This is a genomic window from Candidatus Phytoplasma mali (assembly GCF_000026205.1).
GTDB lineage: Bacteria > Bacillota_I > Bacilli_A > Acholeplasmatales > Acholeplasmataceae > Phytoplasma > Phytoplasma mali.
Window position 1 is genome coordinate 283453 of sequence record NC_011047.1, and the last position, 22171, is coordinate 305623.

The following is a 22171-nucleotide window of genomic DNA, read 5'->3' on the forward strand; positions in this document are numbered from 1 at the left end:
ACTGAAAACGATTGTAATTACATTCGAATTTATACAGTTAAAAATTGTTATCATCATAAAACCAAATTATATAATCGCCAACAAAAAAACTTAATTGCAATTATTATCAAAAAAAATGGTTTATTTTTTTTAACCACGAAATTTCATTATAGTTTGTAAATAATTCAATCTTGACCTTAACAAGTCATTAAACTGTTATAAATAAAAAATTCAATTAATAACTAAAAAAAGTATTCGAAAGAGTTCAAACTAAACTTAATAGCGACTTTTCAAATAATACTTTCTATTTAAATATTAATTAAATTATTTTTTAAAATTAATTTTTAAAAATTAGTTATCTGTAAAATTTAAATCACTTTTGTGATTGTAAATAACGTTTCATTTTTAGTTATTAAATAAAAGGAGTAATAAATTAATGAAAAAACCATATTTTAAAGATATAGATAGTGCTATTGATTGGTATATGTATTTTTTAAATGAAATTGATTTATTCGATGAAGACCCACAAGATTATTGTCAAAAATATGGTGTTATTAATAATTTATTAACCATTTTTGGTAAATTAGACGACTTTGTTAATCATACTCATGGCGATAGGTTTTATTTCGAACCAATTAATTGTTCTAATGCGATGATCGCTGATGTTAACGCTAAAGCTGATAAATTAAATACCCAAGTTCGTGAAGTAGTCGATCAAATTGACAATGTGATTACTAAATTAGACAATATTGCACACGATATTATTAAATTAAAAACTGAATATAAAATTGTCGATGGAGATTAATTATTTAAAAAAAATAACTAAAAAATTTTATTATAATTTTAAAAAATAATTTTAATTCAATTTGGGCCTCAATAAGTCATTAAATTGTTACCAATAAAAAATTAATTAATAAATCAAAAATTAAATGAGCATTACATGTCAACAAATAAAGTATTAAGTAATTTAGAACGTGAAAAATTATTAGAAAAAATAACTAAAAAATAATTTAAACAAAATTTTAAAAAATTTACAGAAATTTGGTTTAAAGATTGGTTTAAAAATATGTTTAATACTAAATCCAACCATTTTTCAACTTTTGAAATATTTTTAAACAATTTAACTACACAACTTAAACTGCCACAAGATTTTCAGTTAACGGAAAAATATGTAAAAATTGTTACTACAATTATGACGACGCAAACCGAAAATCATCGTCAGGTTATGAGTTGTTTGTTTTAATTTAACGAAAGGAAAAATAATTATGAATAAAAAACCAATTATTTTAAAAATTAATCCTAATAAATTTCCTCGAATTCGTTATTTAATTCCCAAAACTGGTTATTTAATTAAATCCAAAAAAAAATATCATCGTATTCGTGATAAAAAAATTAACTTTGAAATTGATTTTTAAAATTTAAAATAAAAACTAAAAGGATAAAAAATGGTTAAAAACAAAATTAAAACATTAAAAACAAAATTAACGAAATTAAAATGTCAAAATATTGAAATTATTCAAAATAATAAAAATGAAATTAAAGAAATTAATTTTGATTTTGAAGGAATAGATCAAGATAGTTTACAATTTTTACAAATTAAATTTTACACAAATGGTAATTTAAGACGTATTCAATGTTTGGATGATAAATCAATTCCTAACGATAAAGATTTTACTTATGATTTTTATGATGAAAATAATCAGCAAGCATTTAAAATTTGTTCTTTTTCTATCGTTCTAAAAGTTTTTAAATATTTAAAAACAATTAGCAATATTTTACAAAATGAATATTTTATTCCGATTTTGGATAATGACGATGATGAAGAAACAACTTATAATTTAATGTCAACTAAAACTTTTGATATGTACTCCGACATTTATGAAGAATTATTTTAAAACATCATTTTCAAATAAAAAAAACGAGGAAAAATAAAAATGGAAAAAAGTAATGAAATAAATATTTTTGATGTCGCAAATTATATTATTGCCAATAAAAAAATCCCTGATTTAACCAATTTAAAAATTCAAAAATTAATTTTTTATATTTATGCAATTTATTTAGTAAAAACAAATCAAAAAACAAAAATGTTTCATTCAGATATCGAAGCATGGCCTTATGGTGTGGTATCACCGAAATTGTATTTGCATTTAATGCATGAAACTAAAACTTTATCGAATAAAAAAATTATTATTCGTAATTTTAATGAATTAAAATTCGATCCATATCAAAAAACGTTTGTGATTATGTTTTAGAAAAATATGGTGTTTGGACTTCTAGAAATTTAGTCTCTTTAACTCATAAAGACTTTTTAACTTGGTATAAATCATTTTTGGAGTAAAGATTGGAGTTTGAATTCAATTGGTAATCGAGCAATTATTGACTATTATTCACAATTAGAAAATCAAATTTGATAATTTTAAAATTAAGCTATTTTTCAAGGTAGTTTTTTTAGTTTTAAATCGATCTCAACAAATCATAAAACTGTTTTTTAAATTAAATAAAATTTGTAAAAAACCGAAAGGAAGTAAAACATATTTTAACGTCAATAGATTTAATTAGTGGTTTTTTAGAATTTAAAAGTTATTTCACTTGGATTTTTTTAGGAATTGGTTTAACATATTTATATGCTTTAAATTGAAAGGAATATTGATTGGCATATTAATTATTTTTGTAATCTTGGTATTATTATTTTTTTGTTTTTTTGTAAGAAGTCTAAGACAATATAGTCAAAGGTTCTGATAAAAGTATTCAATTGAAAGTTATATATTGCATGAGGCCATTAGCCTGGTGCCAAAGTGGAAGCGGATCAATATGATCTTAAATCGCAGTTTGGTGCAGATAGCGTTTCAACTATGATCAGTGTTGTTAGCAGTGAATTACTTCAATGAAAAAAATTTATTTATTTGTCTAAACAAATTTGTGTAAATAAGGAAAAGCAATTTATTATTGTGTAACTTATAAAGAAACCACTACACAACATCAGGAAATCAAAGAAAAAGAATTTACCATGGGGAATTAGATAAACAATTAGGAAATGCTAAAATGTTATTTTTAAACCACCCTCGGGGATGGGGGAGCTATGAAAAGGATTGACGAAAGCACTTTTAATTCCGCCATTAATACTTATGTTTAAAGTGAACTTTCACAATTAGATTACGGAATCAAAATTGTGCAAATGAATTAAAATCTAAAATTTTATCAATAACAACAAATTGGTATAGCAATGGAAAATAAAATCAACGAAATTTCAACCAAATCAGGTAGTAGACTTATGAGATATTTAAATACTTTAAACGAATTTGAAAAATATGACTAACAAATTAAAAAAAATGAATTGCGGTGCTCAAAAAAAGCGATTTATTCTTATCTGCAAATAAAAAACTCTCTAAATTAAACGACTTAATTTTACAATTAGAAGTCTATGAAAAAACATTAAAAGCTGACTATCCTAGAATTCAAGATATTTGAACCCAAATCCAAAAATTGAAAAAAACGCTCAATTTTGTAAATAAATTGTGAAATAAAATTAATTAAAAAGGAAAAAAAATGAATAAAAGTTTGACTGAAGCAGACATTACTTCTACTATTGATGTTATGTTGATTAAAAAGGGTTGGTGTATAAAAGGTGAAAAAAAAAATATTTTTTGTGAATACCCTATTGGTAGAAAAAGAGCTGATCGAGTATTGTTTTTAGACAATAAACCTTTTTTAGTTTTAGAAGTAAAAAAAAAATCTACTAATTATAACTTAAAAAATGGTTTAGAACAAGCTATTGATTATGCTGAAAACATTGGTGCTCCTGTTGCTTGTGTTACTAACGGAAGTATTATCAAAACTTATCATTTAATTGATAAAAAACCGTTATTTTATAATGATTCGGAAATAGATTTTTTTATACCAAATAATTTAGCTAATGTTTTTTCAAAAAAACACAAATTCAATAATATATCTAAAGAAGTAAGAATATCAAGGGAAAATTTAATAAGTATTTTTAAAAAAATTAATAATTTATTACAAGAAGTTGGAATCAGCGCTGGCATCCAAAGAATTAATGAATTTTGCAATATTTTGTTTTTAAAACTTTTTAGTGAACAAAATATAAAAAACATCAATGAATTATATTTATGGGAAAATTTTAAAAATACACCAGATAATAGTTTATTAGAATTTTTTAAAAAAAACATTATCCCTGAATTTCAAAAAAAATATAGTTCTGATGTATTTATTCAAACGGAAATTAAAAATTCATCTGTTTTAAGAAAAATAATTCAATTACTGGATCCTTTAAAATTAATTGATTTAGAAACAGATATTAAAGGTGATGCTTTTGAATATTTTATTAGTGTTTATTCAGGTGGTCATGGTCAAAAAACTGATTTAGGAGAATATTTTACACCACGTCATATTGTGAAAAACACAGTAAAAATTGTAAACCCAAAAATAGGCGAAACTATTTTAGATCCTTTTTGTGGTACGGGTGGTTTTTTAATTGAAGTCTTTAAACATATTCATCAACAAATTTCTCTTGACGATAAAACTTTATTAAAAAAACTCCAAAAAGAAACTATTTTTGGACAAGAAATTACAAGTACATCTCGATTAGCTAAAATGAATATGATTTTAGCTGGAGATGGACATAATAATATCATTCAATGTGATAGTTTAAAGGTAACCAACAAACAAAAATATGATTTAATAATAACTAACATTCCTTTTGGGAATCAAAAAGAACAATTATATATCGAAACTTGCCTTAATTTTTTAAAGAAAGGTGGTAGAATGGCAATCATTATTCCAGATGGAATATTATCAAATCAAAAAAATTTATTTTTAAGAAAAAAACTTTATAATAATTTTGATATAAAAATTATTTCTATGCCTATGGGAATGTTTGAACCATATACTAGTGTTAAAACTAGTATTTTAATAGCCAATTCTAAAAAAGAAAATCAAACAAATTCGTTTATTAAAATATATAAAATTGAAAGCGATGGGTTTAGTTTAGATAAAAAAAGAAAAAAATTATTAACTATCCAAAACGATTGGGATCGATATCATTTGGAAATGTTAAAAATATATACTACTATCCCTACGGAAAATAATAATTATTCATTTTTAAATCAAAAAGAAATATTTGTTACCTTAAATAATGATTATCCAAAAATTAAATTAAGTGATGTAGTGAATATTCAAAAAGGTAATAACCCGCCTAAAGATGAAAAAGCTTATATAGAAGGAAAAATTCCCTTTTTTAAAGTTTCTGATATTGCTAAATTTCATATAAAATTGAATTTATCGGAAAGCGTTCATAAAATTAATCCTGCTTACAAAACAACTTTAAAATTATTTAAAAAAAATTCTTTATTAATACCTACCACAGGAGAATCTTGTAAATTAAATCATCGTGCCTTAATAAGTAAAGATTCTTATGTAGCATCCACGATTACAGTTTTAACTTGTGATGAAAATAAAATTTTACCTCTTTTTTTATTTTATTGTTTGTTATTTGTTGATATGGGTAATTTTGTAAAAAATGATTTTTATCCTGGTGTAGATTCTCAAATGTTTAAAAACATACTAATTCCTTTGCCAACAATCAAAGAACAAGAAAAAATAATTAAAAATTTAATACCATATAATAAAATCATTGAACAATCTAAAAAAATTTATGCTAATTGGAGACCTCATTTTGTAATAAAAAAAGAATGGAAATCTTTGCGTTTAAAAGAAATTTCTTCCATTATTCAAGGTGTATCAATAAAAAAATTTATTTCTTTTGAAATAGATAATACTAAAAAAATAGATAAAGAAAATAAAGTTGAATTTATTAAATCAGGTCAAGTTAGAGGTTTAGATAAATTCAACCTAAAAAAAAGACATTATTCAAATGAAAATTTAAAAATACCTGAAAATAAATTATTACAAAATGAAGATTTAATTTTAAACAAACAAGGAATAGGAACAGCTGGACGTATTTGTTTTTTTAAAAGTTCTCTTTTTAATAATTCAACAACTATTAACACTTGTGGTTATATTATTCGTGCCAATAAACAAATAATTAATCCTCGATATTTATTATATTTTATGTCTGGAATTATAGGTTTTAGTGAATTACATAATATGGCTATAGGTACTACTGGGCAAATTCAAATTCCTATAACAAAAATTGAAAATTTAATAATAAAATTTCCTAGTTTAGAAGAACAAGAAAAAATTATACAATCATTAAATGTTGAATATGAATTAATTAAAAATCAAAAAAAAATAATTCATATTTTAAACCAAAAAATAAAACAATATTGTGAATCAATAGGATTATTTTAATTAAAAAAACTTAAAAAAATAAATCAAAACCAAGATTCTCAAATGAGAGTCTTTTTTTATAATAATTTACCACATAAGCAATTGCGATTATTAATGAAATTAAACAAAATTATCAAAAGTTCATTCATGAAAGTTTAAATTAAAAATTAAAAAATTAAACGAATTTCAATTACAAATTACAAAATTAAAAAATAAAATTACCCCAATTGATTTACAAATTAAAACGTTTAAACCTAAAATAAAATCCTAAGTGTTACATTTTTTTAGACTTTTTTATTTAATTTATAAATTTTTTTTAGTTTTTTGTTAAAAAAAAATCACCATAATGGAGATTTCATTGAATAAATTATTTTAAAATATTATTAAAAAAATTATAAGATGTTTAAAAATTTTGATGATTTTATTTTTTTCAATATTTCTATTATAAATAAAGGTGTAAGAGATAAAATAATTATTAATAAAAAATCTTTAAAATCTAAATTTGCTAAATTTAAAATATTTTTTAAAAATGTTAAAGATATAGTTGAAAATTGTAATAAACAACTAAAAATAAATATTTTTATTAAATAATTACTAGGCTTTACGACAAAAATAGATTTACGAAAATTTATCAAATTTAAAGCGTGAACTAATTGAGATAAAGCTAAAACCATAAAAGCAAAAGTTTGAGCATATTTATAATTATTAATTATATCATTTTTATGAATATTGAAACCAATCATAGCAGATGCAAAAGTTAAAGAACCAATCATTATTCCTTCTAATATTATTTTTAATATTAAATTTTTATTTATAATATTATTTTTAATATTTCTTGGTGGTTTTTTCATTAAATTATGTTCTTTTGAATCTATTCCTAAAGCTATTGCTATTAATGAGTCTGTAATTAAATTAATCCAAAGAATTTGTACAGCATTTAATAATAAAAAATTAGAAGAAAATAAAAAACTATTAAAAAAAGTATTTATTAAAACAGCTAATATTTCACCAGTGTTGCAACTTATTAGAAAAATTAAACTTTTTTGCATACTATTGAAAATATTTCTACCTTCTTTAATAGCATGAGTAATAGTTAAAAGATTATCATCGGTGATAATTATATCTGAAGCTGTTTTAGAAATTTCAGTACCAGATTTACCCATAGAAATGCCTATATCAGCTTTTTTTATACTGGGAGCATCATTTACTCCATCACCTATCATTGCAACAATTACACCTTTTTTTTGCCAAGCATCTATAATTTTTAATTTATTTTCTGGATTTGTACGTGCATAAACTTTAATTAAGTGCAATTTTTCATTAAATTCTTTTTCAGACATTTTATTTAAAATATCTCCAGTAATGATTAAATCTTTTGTTTTATCAAATATTTTTAATTCTGTTGCTATTGCTTCTGCTGTATTAATATTATCACCAGTAATCATAATGGTTATTATGTGAGCTTTTTTAAAAATTTTAATAGTTTCAAAAGCTTCTTTTTTAACATTATCTTTAATTGATATTAAACCTAAAAAAATTAAATTTTTTTCAATTTTTTGAATATCACAATTATTTTTTATATTGAAATTATAATTTAATTTTTGATATGCTAATCCTAAAATTCTTAAAGATTTTTTACTCATTTTTTCTAAATAATTTTCAAATAATTTTAAATTATTATTGTTTTTTATTAAAATTTTCCCCTTATTATCTATATATTTACAAATGTTTAATAAAATTTCTGGGGCTCCTTTTGTTATTGCGAAATATCCTTCTTTATTTTGGTGCACTGTGGTCATTAATTTTTTTTTGGAATCAAAAGGTAATTCATAAATTTTAATATTTTTATTTCTTAAGTTTGGAATATCATATTTAAAAAAAATACCTAAATCTATAAATGATTGATCTATTGGATTGTTAGCATATGGACAATATTTTTTGTTTTCGTTATTTTTTTCAATATCATAATCAGCATTATTACATAATAAACCATAATTTAATATTTTTACTACATTTTGATTTAAGATATTTTTTTTGTTAATTATATAATTATTTTCATATAAATATAGATCTGTAATTTTTAATTTATTTTCTGTTAAAGTGCCTGTTTTGTCTGTGCAAATGATTTTTGTTGCTCCTAAAGATTCTAAAGAACGAATATTTTTTATAATTGTTTTTTTATCTAATAATTTTTTCATACCTAATGTTAAAATAATAGTAATAATAGTTAATAATCCTTCAGGGATAGCTGCTACAGCTAAAGAAATAGAAGTTAAAATTGTATTTTGAAAAATTTTTAAACTAATTTCTTTTAAATAATAATGTTTTGATAAGATAACAAAAGTATTTATAATAATTAATATTAAAATTATAATAGTTAAAAATTTACCTAATTTATTAATATTATTTTCTAGAGGTGTATTTTTTTTTTTAGTGTTTTGTATTAATGAAATAATTTTTCCTATTTCTGTTTTCATACCGGTAGCAATTACTAAACCTTTTGCTTTTCCATAAGTAACTACAGTGTTTTTAAAAACTAAATTTTTACAATTTAAAATTTCTGTTTCTTTATTTGAAATTATTAAATTATTTTTTATTATTGGTATATTTTCTCCCGTTAAAAAAGATTCTTCTATTTGTAAGTTATAAGTTTCTATTAATCTTAAATCAGCTGGAACCAAATTTCCTGTTTCTAAAAAAACAACATCTCCTTTTACTAAATTTTCTATTAAAACCATTGTAATTTTATTATCTCTTAAAACTTTAATATAACTTAATGTTTTTTTGTTTATAAATATAGACGCTTTTTCTGATTTGTTTTCATAAAAAACACCTAATAAAGCATTAAAAAAAACAATTAATAAAATTAACATTCCTTCAAATAATTCACTGTTATTTTTTGTGAAAAAACCAATGATTAATGTAATAAATGAAGATATTAATAAAATAAAAACTAAAAAATTTTGAATTTGTTTTTTTAGTTTAAACCAAAAAGAAGTTTTAATAAAATCTTTTAATTTATTTTTACCTTCTAAATTAAGTTTTTCTTTTGCCTTATCTGAACTAAGTCCTTTTTTTATATTTGTTGCTAATATTTTTTCTAATTCTTGAAGATTTTTTTTGGCAAATAATATTTTCATATTTTAATTTTTTTTATTTCCTTGTATTATATTTTTCATATGAGATTTAATAAAATTTAATATATAATATTCATTACTTTTTATATTATAATTATAGAATATCATAAAATATTGACAGCAATAATTAATTTTTTTTATTTTAATAATTAAATTTTTATTTTGTTATTTATTTTGTTATAATACTTAAATATGTTGTAAAAAATATTTTAGAAAATATTATATTTATTTTTTTATTAAATTTATTTATCATTTTATTATTATATTTTTTAATATCTTGTATATAACAAATTGTCATAGTTTTTAATTTAAAAAATTTTTTATAAATTAATTTATATTTATTTTTTAGTATAAACTTAAAAAAATATATTTTATTTAAAATTAATTTATTTCAATTTGATATAATTATTTATACACATTTGATTAAGTTTTATATTACCATAAGAGGAAGGATAATAATAATTTTTTTATGTTTAATAAAGATATTTTACATATAAGTAGTTTAAGCTCAGAAGAGGTTTTAAAATATTTGAAAATAAGTCCACAAGGTTTAAATAATCAAGAAGTTGCTGAAAGGCAATTATTATATGGCAAAAATATAATGAAACAAACAAAAAATTTTAATTTTTGGAGACAATTTATTAAACAATTTACTTCTTTAATAGCTTTTGTATTGTGGTTTTCGGGTTTTTTAGCAATTATTATTAAAGAAATTGAAATTGGTAGTGCTATTTTTTTAGTTATTATTATTAACGGTTTATTTTCTTTTTCTCAAGAATATAAAACTGATAAAATTTTATCTTCTTTAGCTAATATGATTCCTAAAAAAATACAAGTTTATCGTAATGGTAAAATTCAAATGATTTCAACCGTTGAATTAACTATTGGTGATATTATTTTTATTGAAAATGGTACTGCTATTCCAGCTGATGCTAGAATTATAGATTCTAATCAATTTTTTGTTGATAATTCAATGTTATCAGGAGAAACTGTTCCCTTGAATAGGACTCATTTTCCTAATAATAAAGGATTTAAAGTGATTTCGGAAATCCCTAATTTAGTTTATGCGGGTACTACTGTTTCACAAGGAAGTGCTAAAGCTGTAGTATATGCTATTGGAGATCAAACTCAAATTGGTGAAGTTTCTGTTTTGGCTCAGTGCATTGATAAAGGAAGCGGAACTTTAGATCGTGAAATTCATAAAATTATTAAAAAAATTAGTTTAATAGCTTCCACTTTAGCTATTTCAGCATTTTTTATTTATATATTATCTGAAATATTAAGACATGAAAACCGTAATATATCATCAGTGTTTAAAACTTCTATTACGGTAGCTTTAGGTATGTTGGTCGCTAATATTCCCGAAGGGCTTTTACCAACTGTTAATTTAAGTTTGGCTGTTGGTTCTCAAAGAATGGCTAAACATAATGCTTTAATTAAGAAATTATCTTCAGTTGAAACTTTAAGTTCAGCAACTGTTATTTGTACTGATAAAACAGGAACTTTAACCAAAAATCAATTAACTGTTAGAAAAATTTTAACACCTGATGGTTTAATTAATGTGACTGGTTTGGGTTATGAAAAAAAAGGTAAAATTTGTTTAAATAATGTTCAAGATAAAAAAGGACTAGAAAAACTTTTAACAGCATCTATTTTATGTTCTGAAGCTAATATAAACATTAACCTAAAAAATCCAAAAGATTTTGAAATTATTGGTAGTCCTACTGAAGGATCATTATTAATAGCTGCTTCTAAATATGGTTATGATATTAATAAAACTAGAAATGATTTTGATATTCTGAAAGTTAATTCTTTTACTTCTGAAAGAAAAAAAATGAGTGTTTTAGTAAATAATAATAGAAATTCATTTTATGATATTAATAATAAATATTTATTTATTAAAGGTGTACCAAATATTATTTTAGAAAATTGTTGTATGCAATATAAAAATCAAAAAGCCATTACTTTAAGTACTGCTGAAAAACAGGAATTTTTAAACAAAAATAATGAGTTTTCTAGTGAAGGATTTCGTATTTTAGCTATAGCATATAAAAAAAATGAACAAGAAGATTATCAAGAAAATGATATGGTATTTTTAGGTTTTGTTATAAATTATGATCCTCCAAAAATAGGAGTGAAAGAAGCTATTTATGATTTAACTAAAGCAGGTTTAAAAACCACTATCATTACTGGAGATTATGGCATTACAGCAATAGCCATAGGTAAACAAGTTGGCATTATTAAAGATGATTTTATTAATATTAATGGTTGTGAATTAGATCAATTATCTAAAGAAGAATTAAAAAATATTTTAAAAACAGACAAACCTGTCATTTTTTCACGAACAACACCAAAACATAAATTACAAATTATTAAAGCATATAAAGATAATGGTGAAATTATTTGTGTTACCGGTGATGGTGTTAATGATATTTTAGCTATGAAAGCTGCACACATTGGAATTGCTATGGGTCAAAATAATAAAGATATTGTATTTAATGCAGCTGATATGATTTTATTGGATGACAATTTTGTTACTATTCCTAAAGCATTATTAGAAGGAAGAGGTATTTATGAAAACATTAAAAAATTTATTACTTATGTTTTTGCTTCCAATGTGCCGCAAATTTTTCCTATTATTTTAATGGCAATTTTTGGAACACCTCTTTATTTAACAGTTTTACAAATACTTGCAATTGATTTGTTAACGGATTTAATTCCCGCAATTGCTTTAGGTGCTGAAGAACCAGATTCTTCTTTATTAGAAAATAAACCAAGAACGAAAGATCAGAATTTATTAGATAAAACAGTTTTCAAAAGAGCTTATTTATTTTTAGGTTTAATAGAAGGATTTATAGCTTTATTTTTATTTTTATATTTTTACTATATTCATGTACAAGATCATCAACAAATAAAAGATTTGCGATTAGCTTCAACTATGGCATTCGGCGGAGTTATTTTTGCGCAGATTGGTAATGTTTTTTGCTGTCGTTCAGATAAGTTTTATTTTTGGAAAACTTTTAACAAAAAAAATAAAATTTTATATTTAGGTATTTTATGCGAATTTATTTTATTTGTTTTAATAACAAATATACCATCATTAAATAAAGTTTTTGACACTAAATCAATTACTTTGAATCAATATTTAATTTTATCGATTTGTCCTTTTATTGTTTTATTATTTGATACTATTTGGAAAAGATTTTTAATTTACAAAAAAAAATAATTTATTATATTTTTAATTTTTAAAATATATTAGTTATTATAATGAAGGTTAAAAATATGAAATTAATTGTCGGTTTAGGAAATCCAGGTCAAAATTATCAATTTACTTTACATAATATAGGTTTTATGATGATTGATTATTTATTGAATACAATTATTACAGATAAAAAAATTGTAAAAAAACATAATTCATATATATATAAAGCTAATGTAGGTTCAAACTTAGTTTTATTTGTAAAACCACAAACTTATATGAATTCATCCGGTCATGCTGTAAAAAAAATTTTAAATGAATATAAAATTATTTTAAATGATTTATTAGTTTTATCTGATGATATTTATTTACCTGAAGGTAATTATAAACTTAAATTAAAAGGTGGTCATGGTGGCCATAACGGATTAAGAAATATTATTGATTGTTTACAAACAAAAAAATTTAAAAGATTAAAGATAGGAGTTAGTCAAGATCATAATATATCTTTAGAAGATTATCTTTTAACTCCTATAGATGATAAAAAAAAATTAATGGTACAAAAATCATTTCCTATTATTTCAAATATTATTAAAAATTTTATTCAAGATTGTTAGGATAAAAAGTTACTTAATTTTAATTTTTCTAATCAAATTTAAATAATTAATATAAAAAAATCTAAATTATTTATTAAAAAAATAAATAGTTCAGATTTTTTTATTATATATTAGTTAGATTATAATTGAATAGATTTAATCAAAAATAAAAAACATATTTATTATTATTGACAAATTTTATAAATTATTAAAATTTATCATTTTTAAAAAAAAAGTAATAATTTTAAATTTTTTATTAACAATTCAAAGTTTCCAAAAATTGTTTTTAAATTTTACTGATTAGTTTTTAAAATTTTGTAATTTAATATATAATTATAATTAATTTTAATAACAATAAATGTTTATTATATTTAAATTAGCAGTTGATGGTTTTATATTTTAGTTTTTAATAAAATGAATACGAAAAAATTCATTAATTTTACTACAATATGATTGCTATTTTATTATTATTTTTTTGACTTTAATATTTTAAGTACTATTTTTATATATTCATAAATTAAAATTATTAATAAAGAAATAAAAAAATATATTTACAAAAATATAATTTTTAATTAAAAAATAATCATTTTATTTAATTTTAATAAAATAAATAAAATATAAGTTATAATAGTATTTGAAAATGTTTACAAAAAAAACATTTTAAAACTTTTAAAAAATAATTTAAATTTTCATATTAAAAGTTTTTTAATTTTTTTTAATATTGTTGTATTATAAAAAAATAATATATTATTTTATATTAAATTTTTATAATTTAAATCAATAAAAAAACAAGGAGATGTTATTTTAATGAATTATCAAATACCTGTAGGAATTTCAGGAAGGCACGTTCATCTATCTCAAAATACTTTAGATATTTTATTTGGAGAAAAAAATTATCAATTAAAAAAATTTAAAGATTTAAAACAATTAGGTCAATATGCTTCAACAGATAAAATAAATATTTTAAGTCCTAATGGTCAAATATTAACAGGAGTAAGAGTTTTAGGTCCAACTAGAAATTTGAATCAAGTTGAAATTAGTAAAAGTGATGCTTTAAGATTTGGTTTTGTTGCTCCGGTTAGAAATTCAGGAGACATTAAAAAATCAGGATCTGCAACTTTAATAGGGCCAAAAGGACAAATAGACATTGAAGAAGGAGTAATCATAGCGGATAGACATATTCATTTATCAAAAGAATATGCAGAAAAATTTCAAATTCAAGATAAACAAAAAGTTAAAATAAAAATAAATGGTATAAAACCTGGTATATTAGAAAATATAACATGTCGTGTTGATAAAGATTTTATATTAGAATGTCATTTGGATACAGATGATGCGTGTGCTTTTTTATTACAAAATAATGATATAGTTGAATTAATTATATAAATTTTATTAAAATATAAATAAAAAAATAATTATTATTATCAATTTTATTTTAAATCATAAAATGATATTCATAAAATTATTTAAAGGTTAAAATTAATAAAATGAAACAAATAAAACAATTTAACAGACCTGAAGTTTTTAGAGATCCTATTTACGGTTATATTTATTTGGATTATGTTTTTTTAGAAAAATTAATAGACACCAAAGCCTTTCAAAGATTACGTAGAATAAGACAATTGGGTTGCGCGAATATTGTATTTCATAGTGCGGAACATTCTCGTTTTACTCATAGTTTAGGAGTTTATGAATTATCTAGACGTTTTTTAGATTTTAAAAATATAAAAAATCATTTTTCTGAAAGAGAAAAGCTATTGTTAATGGTGGCTTCTTTGATGCATGATATTGGTCATGGAGCATATTCACATATTTTTGAAAAATGTTTTCATATAAAACATGAAAAAAAAAGTGCTCAAATTATTATTCATGATCAAGAAATTAGTAAATTATTGGATTCAGAAATTGATTTTAAATTTAAATATGAAGTTGCTTCTATTATATTAAAAGAGCAAAAATTTCCTTTATTAGAACAAATTTTAACTAGTCAACTTGATATTGATCGTTTAGATTATTTAGAAAGAGATTCTTATTTTACAGGAGCAATTTATGGTCATGTAGATACACAACGTTTAATGCGTAGTATGATTATCAAAAACAATAAAATTGTTTTTAAAGAAAGTAGTGTTTACGCTATAGAAAATTATTTAATAAATCGTTATCATATGTATTGGCAGGTATACCATCATCCTAAAATTAGATCTTACTTAATAATTTTAGAAAAAATTTATATTCGTATACAATATTTAATAAAAAAAAATATTTCTATTAATGAAAATATTACAATAATTAAATATTTTATAAAAAATAAAAATGATTTAAATTCATATTTGGAAATGGATGATTATTATATTAATGGTTTAATTGTTTCTTTAAAAAATAATTCAGATGAAATATTAAGTAATTTATGTAATGATTTTTTAAATCGTAAAATTTGGCATTTTCTTGACAATAATGAATATAATCAAAAAAAAATACAAAAAATTTTAATTTATTATAAAAAAAATAATGAATATTATACCGCAATTGATGATGTAAATCATAACGCTTATGATGAAAAAAAAAAAAATATTGGAGATCAAATTTTTATTTTAAATAATCTAGAAGATAAAATTCAAACTTTAAAAAAAAAATCATATATGATTAGTAAAATAATTAAATATGGCATTAGAAAGGACTCTAAATTTTTTTATCGTCCTTTACAACAAGAAGATATTGAAAATAACAAACTTTAAATATATGCATAATAGTAAAAAAAAATATGGTCAAAATTTTTTAAGTGATATTAATTTATTAAAAAAAATAGTTAATGAAGCTAATTTAAAAAATAAGAATGTTGTAGAAATAGGACCCGGGAAAGGGGCTTTAACACAATTTATTATTTTACAATCAAAAAAATTTTTAGCTTATGAAATTGATGAAACATTAAAACCATTTTTAATTTTTGAAAAAAGTAATAATTTTAAAATTATTTATGATGATTTCTTAAAAAGAAATTTAAAAGAAGATTTTTTTAATTACTTCGGTGAAGAAAAAATAACTTTAATTGGTAATTTGCCTTATTATATTACAACTCCGTTAATTTTTAAATTTTTAGAAGAAAAACAAATAAATTCTTTTACGATTATGTTACAAAAAGAAGTTGGCTTACGTTTATTAGCAAAACCGAATACAAAGCATTATAATGCATTATCGGTTATTATACAATTTTTAACAAAAATAAAAAAGATTTTAGAAGTTAAAAAAAATATGTTTAAACCAAAGCCTAAAGTAGATAGTATAGTTTTAAAATTTGATAAAAAAAATCAAAAAAATTTAACAATAAATTTTAAAAACAATTTTTTTATTTTTGTTAAAATTTCTTTTAGTCAAAAAAGAAAAACTTTAATTAATAATTTAGTAAAAGGTTATAAAATTAATAAAAAAAAGATAATTATTTTTTTTGATAATAATAATATTCAATATCATATTAGAGCAGAACAAATAAGTATTGAACTTTTCAAAGAAATTAGTTATTTATGGTTTATGTTTTTAAAAAACATAAATTAATTAGTTTTTGTGTTATTATGTTAAAATATATTATATTAAGAATTTTTTAAGAAAATTTATATTTAAATTTTTAGATTTTTATAATAAATATGGGAGAGTTTAAAATTATATGCAAATAACAAATGTAAGAATTATATTAATAAAAGATGATGCAAGTGTATTAAAAGGAATTGCTTCCGTTATATTTGATGATGTTTTTTTGGTACGTGATATTAGAATAATTGAAAATGAAAAAGGTATGTTCATTTCTATGCCTAGTAAAAAAACAGCTAAAGGAATTATTAAAAATATAGCTCATCCTTTGAATGCTGAAACAAGAAAAATGATGGAAATAGAAATTTATAAAGCTTATGATTTAAAAAAACAAGATTTGGCAAATGACAATCAAGAAAAAACAGAATTAAATTAAAATAAACTAAAATTTTTATAAAAATAAATTATTTTTGATAAAAATTATCTTTTAAAAATTTATATAAAGGAGTGTTAAACAAATTGTCGCATGATTTTTTGAAAAAAAATAAAAATAAAATATTTAAAACTCCTTTTATTTTATTTTTATTAGGTATAAATATTTATTTATTTATATTTTTACCTTTTTTTCATTTGGATCTTTTAACAATTCCTTGGAATAATTCTTATCCATTAACAGAAGGAATTTTTAAAATAATTGTAACATTTATCATTTTAATATTAATTGGTTATCATATATTATACGAAGGTTTTATAGAAACCTTTAATGAAACAATTAAAAATAAAAAATTTACTCCAAATATTCATATTTTGATGTCATTAGGTGCTTTGGGATTTATTTTTATAGGCAATTATAACGATTCAATTATATTAATCATTATTTTTTCAGGAGCTAATTTTTTAGAAGAATATGCCGAATCTAAAAGTCATAAAGAAATAAAAAATCTTTTAAAAATGGCACCAACTAAAGCTCGTTTATTGAAAGAAAATAACAATATAGAAATTATTGATGTTAAAAAATTAAAAATTGGTGATCATATAATAATTTTAAATGGAGATCAAATACCTTCGGATGGGTTTATTTTTTCGGGTAATTCAACTATTAATGAGGCAAATATTACAGGCGAAAGTTTACCTATTGATAAAAAAGAAGGAGATAGTATATTTTGTAGTACTATCAATATAACAAATTCATTTATTATGGAAATAACATCTAATAGCGATGAAACAATTTTTTCTAAAATAATTAAATTGGTTAGTCAAAATAAAAATAATATTTCTAAAAAAGCTAGTTTTATTAAAAAAATAGAACCCATTTATGTGAAATTAATATTAATTATTGTTTTTATAATTTTAATAATAGGTTTAATAATAGGAAAAATAACTAAAATAGATATTAATGAATTATTTTATAAAACTATAATATTCTTAACAGTTGCTTCACCTTGCGCTTTGGCAGTTGCAGATATTCCTGCTACATTATCAGCTATCTCCAATTTAGCTAATAAAAAAATATTATTAAAAGGTGGGAGAACATTAGAAATATTTTCTGATATAAAAAATATTGCTTTTGATAAAACAGGTACTTTAACTAAAGGAAAACCCGTAGTAGAAAATTTTATATTTAAAAATAATATATTAGAAAAAGATAAAAAAAAATATTTAGATATTTTGTTTGCTATGGAAAAAAAATCTAATCATCCAGTTGCTTTTTCAATAAAAAATTTTTTAGAAAAAAATAAAAATATTGATAATAATTTAGAAATAGAAATTAAGAACTTACTTGGTGTTGGTATCGAAGCTTTTTATAAAAAAAAATTTTATAAAGTTGCTAAAATTGATACATTTACAAATGTTACTGATTATATTTCATTAAAAACAAAAAAATTTTTATCTGAAGGAAAAACAGTTATTGGTTTCAGTTGTGATAATGAAATAATTATTTTAATAACTATTTTAGATAAATTAAGAGAAGAAGCAAAAGAAGTTGTTAAATATTTTAATGATCAAAAAATTAATACCTTTATGATTACCGGAGATAATTACCAAACAGCTTTATCTTTGAAAAAAAAAATTCTTCTAAAAAAAATATTTCATAATGTTTTACCACATGAAAAATCAGAAATTATTATAAAATTAAAAAATAAATATGGAATGATAGCTATGGTAGGTGATGGTGTAAATGATACTCCCGCTTTAGTTAATTCTGATGTTGGAATTACATTAAAAGAAGGCACTGATGTTGCTATTGATGTTTCTGATGTTATTTTAATGCAAAATAATTTAAAACAAATTATTTATTTACATAAGATATCTATTAAATTAAAAAAAATTTTGTGGCAAAATATTGTATTTTCGATTACAATAATTTGTTTATTAATTTTTATAAATTTTTACCCCTATATTACATGGATGCCGAAAAATTTCACCACTATAATAGTTGTATTTTGTCATGAATTAAGTACTATTTTAGTAATTTTAAATGGATTAAGAATGTTAAAAAAAATTAAAAATATTTTAATATAAAATATTATTCAATGTAAATTATTATATTTTTAAAATATAAAAAAATATAAAAACTATATTATAAAATAAAAAAGTAATAACAATATTAAAGAAAAAATATAATAATAGAAAGATGATTAATTTAAAAAAAATGATTAAAATAGAATTTAAAAAAATATTTTCTTTTTTAGTAAAAATAAAAATAATATTGTGTTCATTCATATTAATTTATATGATGTCCATATTGATTCATGATTTTATAGATCCTAAAACAACAGTAAAACATCTTTTTTTTAATAAATATATAGTTAGTAGCGGTAGTATGGAACCAACTATAAACACTCATGATGGAGTGTTTGTTTTTAGAATAAATAACTGTGAAGACTTAAAAAAATCTACAAAGCCTCATGTTCCTGTTCCTTTTCCTAATGATAATAACTCTCAAAAAATTGAACAATTTGATAAAAATAATGATGACGGAGATATTATAGTTTTTCAAAATAAAATTAAACCTGCTGAAATGATTATTCATAGAGTTGTTCACAATGATAAAATAAACAAGAAAATAACGACTTTAGGAGATGCTAATGATTCTTATAATCAATCTGATCAAGATATTGATTATGATCAAGTTATTGGGAAATATATTTTTAAATTTAATCCAAAATATTTATTTATATTAACATTTTTAATTTTATTTATATTAATTTATATTCCTGATATTGTAAAAAAATTTTTATATTACATTAAAAAGTTAAAAAAATAGGAATTTAAAAAATGTGGTCTAAAATTATCAATAAAGAAAAAAATAAACCATACTTTAAAAGTATGGTTTATTTTTTACAAAAAGAAATAAAAAAGGGGAAAATTATATTTCCCGAATTTCAAAAAATTTTTTTAGCTTTTGAATTAACACCTTATGAAAAAGTAAAAGCAGTTATTTTAGGACAAGATCCTTATTCTGGGGATAACCAGGCTCATGGTTTATCTTTTAGTGTTAAAAATAATAAAACCCCTCCTAGTTTGAATAATATTTTTAAAGAATTAAAAAATGATCTAGGGATTATAAATAATAAAAATAATTTAAAATCATGGGCTCTAGAGGGAGTGTTAATGTTAAATTCTATTTTGACTGTTGAAAGATTTAAATCTTTTAGTCATAATAATATTGGTTGGCAAATATTTACTAAAAATATTTTTAAATTTTTACAACAAAGACAAAATATTGTTTATATTTTATGGGGTAAATTTGCTCAAAATTATGAAAAATATATTATTAAAGAAAAAAATTATATTATAAAAAGTTCTCATCCTTCTCCCTTGTCATCTTATCTTGGATTTTTTAATTCTAAACCTTTTTCTAAAACCAACAATTTTTTATCTTTTCGAAATATAAAAATTATTAATTGGAAAACATAATTAAAATATTTTAATATAAATTTTTTTTTATTAAATATATTTTTTTCATAAAAATAATAAAAAAATAAATTTTAAAATTAAGTAATAAAATAAAAATAAAAAGAGAATTAATATGAAAAAAAATCAACGTTATTTTGAAATTATTAGTAATTACACAAATCATAATATTAAAATACCTCAACGACAAACTAAATTTAGCGCAGGTTATGATTTAGAATCAGCTGAAGATATTATTTTTCAACCAAAAGAAATTAAATTAGTACCTACCGGAGTTAAAGCTTATTTTGAACCAGAAGAATTTTTAATTATTTGCATCAGATCTTCTGTACCTATTAAAAAAAAATTAATATTATCTAATGGTGTTGGAATTATTGATCATGATTATTATAATAATAAAGAAAACGAAGGACATATTTTTATTAGTTTATATAATTTTACAAACGAAACTATAAAAATTAATAAAGGCGAGAGAATTGCGCAAGGAATTTTTCAAAAATATTATTTAGTGACAGAAAAAATAGATAATAATAAAATTTCTAATAATAAAAGAAAAGGTGGTTTTGGCAGTACTAATTATTAATGTTTTATAATTAAATTTAAAAAAATATAAAAATATGTTAAAATTTTAGATATGTGTAATTGAAAAAAAATAAAATTAAAATACATGAATAATGTTTGAATATTCTAGTGCTTTTAAATTAAAAAAGTGGATATTTTTAAGTTATTCAGAAGATAAAAACAAAAAAGAGGGATTATAAAAATGGCTGCTGTCGTTACAATTAAACAATTATTAGAATCAGGAATACATTTTGGACATATTACAAGAAAATGGAATCCCAAAATGAAACAATATATTTTTACTTCAAGAAATGGTATTCATATCATTGATTTAAAAAAAACAGTAGAAAAAATTGAAAAAGCTTATCAAGAATTACAAAAAATAGCTGCTACTGGTGGTAAAATATTATTTTTAGCTACAAAAAAACAAATTAAAAATATAATAAAAGAAGAAGCACAAGACGCGCAACAATATTATGTGATTCAAAGATGGTTAGGTGGCACTTTTACTAATTTTAAAACTATTACGCAAAGAATTAATTTATTACATCAATTATACAAACAAGAAAAAGATGGTTTGTGGAAAAAATTACCTAAAAAAGAAGTATCAAAATTAATGCAAAAAAGAGAAAAATTAGAAAAATTTTTGGGTGGCATTAAAAATATGAAAACATTACCGCAAGCAATTTTTATTGTGGATCCACAAAAAGAAATTATTGCAGTTTATGAAGCTGCTAAATTAGGAATTAAAATTTTTGGAATTGTTGATACTAATTGTGACCCAGATTTAGTAGATTATATAATTCCGGCTAATGATGATGCTATTAGAGGAGTAAAATTGATTACTTCGATTATAGCTAAAGCAATGAAGGAAACAACAGTAGAAATAAATAATAATAATGTTGATGAAAAAAACAATCAAGTTATACAAAAATAATTAAATTTATTATTATTTTTTT

At 20.7% G+C, this 22171-nt stretch carries 17 protein-coding genes; 16 read left to right on the top strand and 1 reads right to left on the bottom strand.

Translation table 11 applies throughout. The features are described from left to right. The first annotated feature begins 415 nt into the window (after positions 1-415). The 5 genes from ATP_RS01190 (at position 416) to ATP_RS01210 (ending at position 6303) form a co-directional block, all read left to right on the top strand. Positions 416-784 carry a hypothetical protein gene (locus ATP_RS01190; protein ID WP_012504365.1) on the top strand — a complete coding sequence of 123 codons (369 nt, stop codon included), beginning with the start codon at positions 416-418 and terminating at the stop codon, positions 782-784. A 460-nt stretch (positions 785-1244) separates the two neighbouring features. Further along, positions 1245-1394 carry a hypothetical protein gene (locus ATP_RS02890; protein WP_158300323.1) on the top strand — a complete coding sequence of 50 codons (150 nt, stop codon included), beginning with the start codon at positions 1245-1247 and terminating at the stop codon, positions 1392-1394. A gap of 30 nt (positions 1395-1424) precedes the next feature. Continuing rightward, positions 1425-1874 carry a hypothetical protein gene (locus ATP_RS01200; RefSeq protein ID WP_012504367.1) on the top strand — a complete coding sequence of 150 codons (450 nt, stop codon included), beginning with the start codon at positions 1425-1427 and terminating at the stop codon, positions 1872-1874. Positions 1875-1913: 39 nt separating this feature from the next. Beyond that, entirely contained in the window at positions 1914-2231 is a 318-nt protein-coding gene (locus ATP_RS01205) for a Panacea domain-containing protein (protein WP_049821842.1), read from the top strand. Positions 2232-3525: 1294 nt separating this feature from the next. After that, positions 3526-6303 (top strand): N-6 DNA methylase, encoded by a 2778-nt coding sequence (locus ATP_RS01210; RefSeq protein WP_012504369.1) that lies wholly within the window; start codon positions 3526-3528, stop codon positions 6301-6303. A 371-nt stretch (positions 6304-6674) separates the two neighbouring features. Here ATP_RS01210 and ATP_RS01215 read toward each other — a convergent pair whose 3' ends face one another. After that, a complete protein-coding gene (locus tag ATP_RS01215) occupies positions 6675-9422 on the bottom strand; it encodes a cation-translocating P-type ATPase (protein ID WP_012504370.1) in 2748 nt (915 codons plus the stop codon). 466 nt (positions 9423-9888) lie between these two features. On the opposite strand from ATP_RS01215, the gene ATP_RS01220 reads away from it, so the two are divergent. From ATP_RS01220 to rpsB, 11 genes are all read left to right on the top strand, one after another. Then, the gene (locus ATP_RS01220; protein ID WP_012504371.1) at positions 9889-12645 is read left to right on the top strand and encodes a cation-translocating P-type ATPase; all 2757 of its coding nucleotides are present in this window, start codon (positions 9889-9891) and stop codon (positions 12643-12645) included. 56 nt (positions 12646-12701) lie between these two features. Beyond that, positions 12702-13232 (top strand): aminoacyl-tRNA hydrolase, encoded by a 531-nt coding sequence (pth, locus tag ATP_RS01225; protein WP_012504372.1) that lies wholly within the window; start codon positions 12702-12704, stop codon positions 13230-13232. 786 nt (positions 13233-14018) lie between these two features. Further along, positions 14019-14597 carry a phosphate propanoyltransferase gene (gene pduL / locus ATP_RS01230; protein WP_012504373.1) on the top strand — a complete coding sequence of 193 codons (579 nt, stop codon included), beginning with the start codon at positions 14019-14021 and terminating at the stop codon, positions 14595-14597. A gap of 101 nt (positions 14598-14698) precedes the next feature. Next, positions 14699-15946: an HD domain-containing protein gene (locus ATP_RS01235; protein ID WP_012504374.1), complete on the top strand. Its 1248-nt coding sequence runs from the start codon at positions 14699-14701 to the stop codon at positions 15944-15946. A 4-nt stretch (positions 15947-15950) separates the two neighbouring features. Continuing rightward, positions 15951-16760 (top strand): 16S rRNA (adenine(1518)-N(6)/adenine(1519)-N(6))-dimethyltransferase RsmA, encoded by an 810-nt coding sequence (gene rsmA, locus ATP_RS01240; protein ID WP_012504375.1) that lies wholly within the window; start codon positions 15951-15953, stop codon positions 16758-16760. A 109-nt stretch (positions 16761-16869) separates the two neighbouring features. Beyond that, positions 16870-17169, top strand: a complete 300-nt coding sequence (locus ATP_RS01245; RefSeq protein ID WP_012504376.1) for a SpoVG family protein — start codon at positions 16870-16872, stop codon at positions 17167-17169. An 83-nt stretch (positions 17170-17252) separates the two neighbouring features. After that, entirely contained in the window at positions 17253-19256 is a 2004-nt protein-coding gene (locus ATP_RS01250) for a heavy metal translocating P-type ATPase (protein ID WP_173024101.1), read from the top strand. Positions 19257-19386: 130 nt separating this feature from the next. After that, entirely contained in the window at positions 19387-20001 is a 615-nt protein-coding gene (locus ATP_RS01260) for a S26 family signal peptidase (protein WP_041186070.1), read from the top strand. Between the two features lie 11 nt (positions 20002-20012). Then, positions 20013-20654 carry a uracil-DNA glycosylase gene (locus ATP_RS01265; protein WP_012504379.1) on the top strand — a complete coding sequence of 214 codons (642 nt, stop codon included), beginning with the start codon at positions 20013-20015 and terminating at the stop codon, positions 20652-20654. A gap of 112 nt (positions 20655-20766) precedes the next feature. Then, positions 20767-21234, top strand: a complete 468-nt coding sequence (gene dut, locus ATP_RS01270) for a dUTP diphosphatase (protein ID WP_012504380.1) — start codon at positions 20767-20769, stop codon at positions 21232-21234. Positions 21235-21414: 180 nt separating this feature from the next. Next, positions 21415-22149: a 30S ribosomal protein S2 gene (gene rpsB / locus ATP_RS01275; RefSeq protein ID WP_012504381.1), complete on the top strand. Its 735-nt coding sequence runs from the start codon at positions 21415-21417 to the stop codon at positions 22147-22149. The last annotated feature ends 22 nt before the right edge of the window (positions 22150-22171 follow it).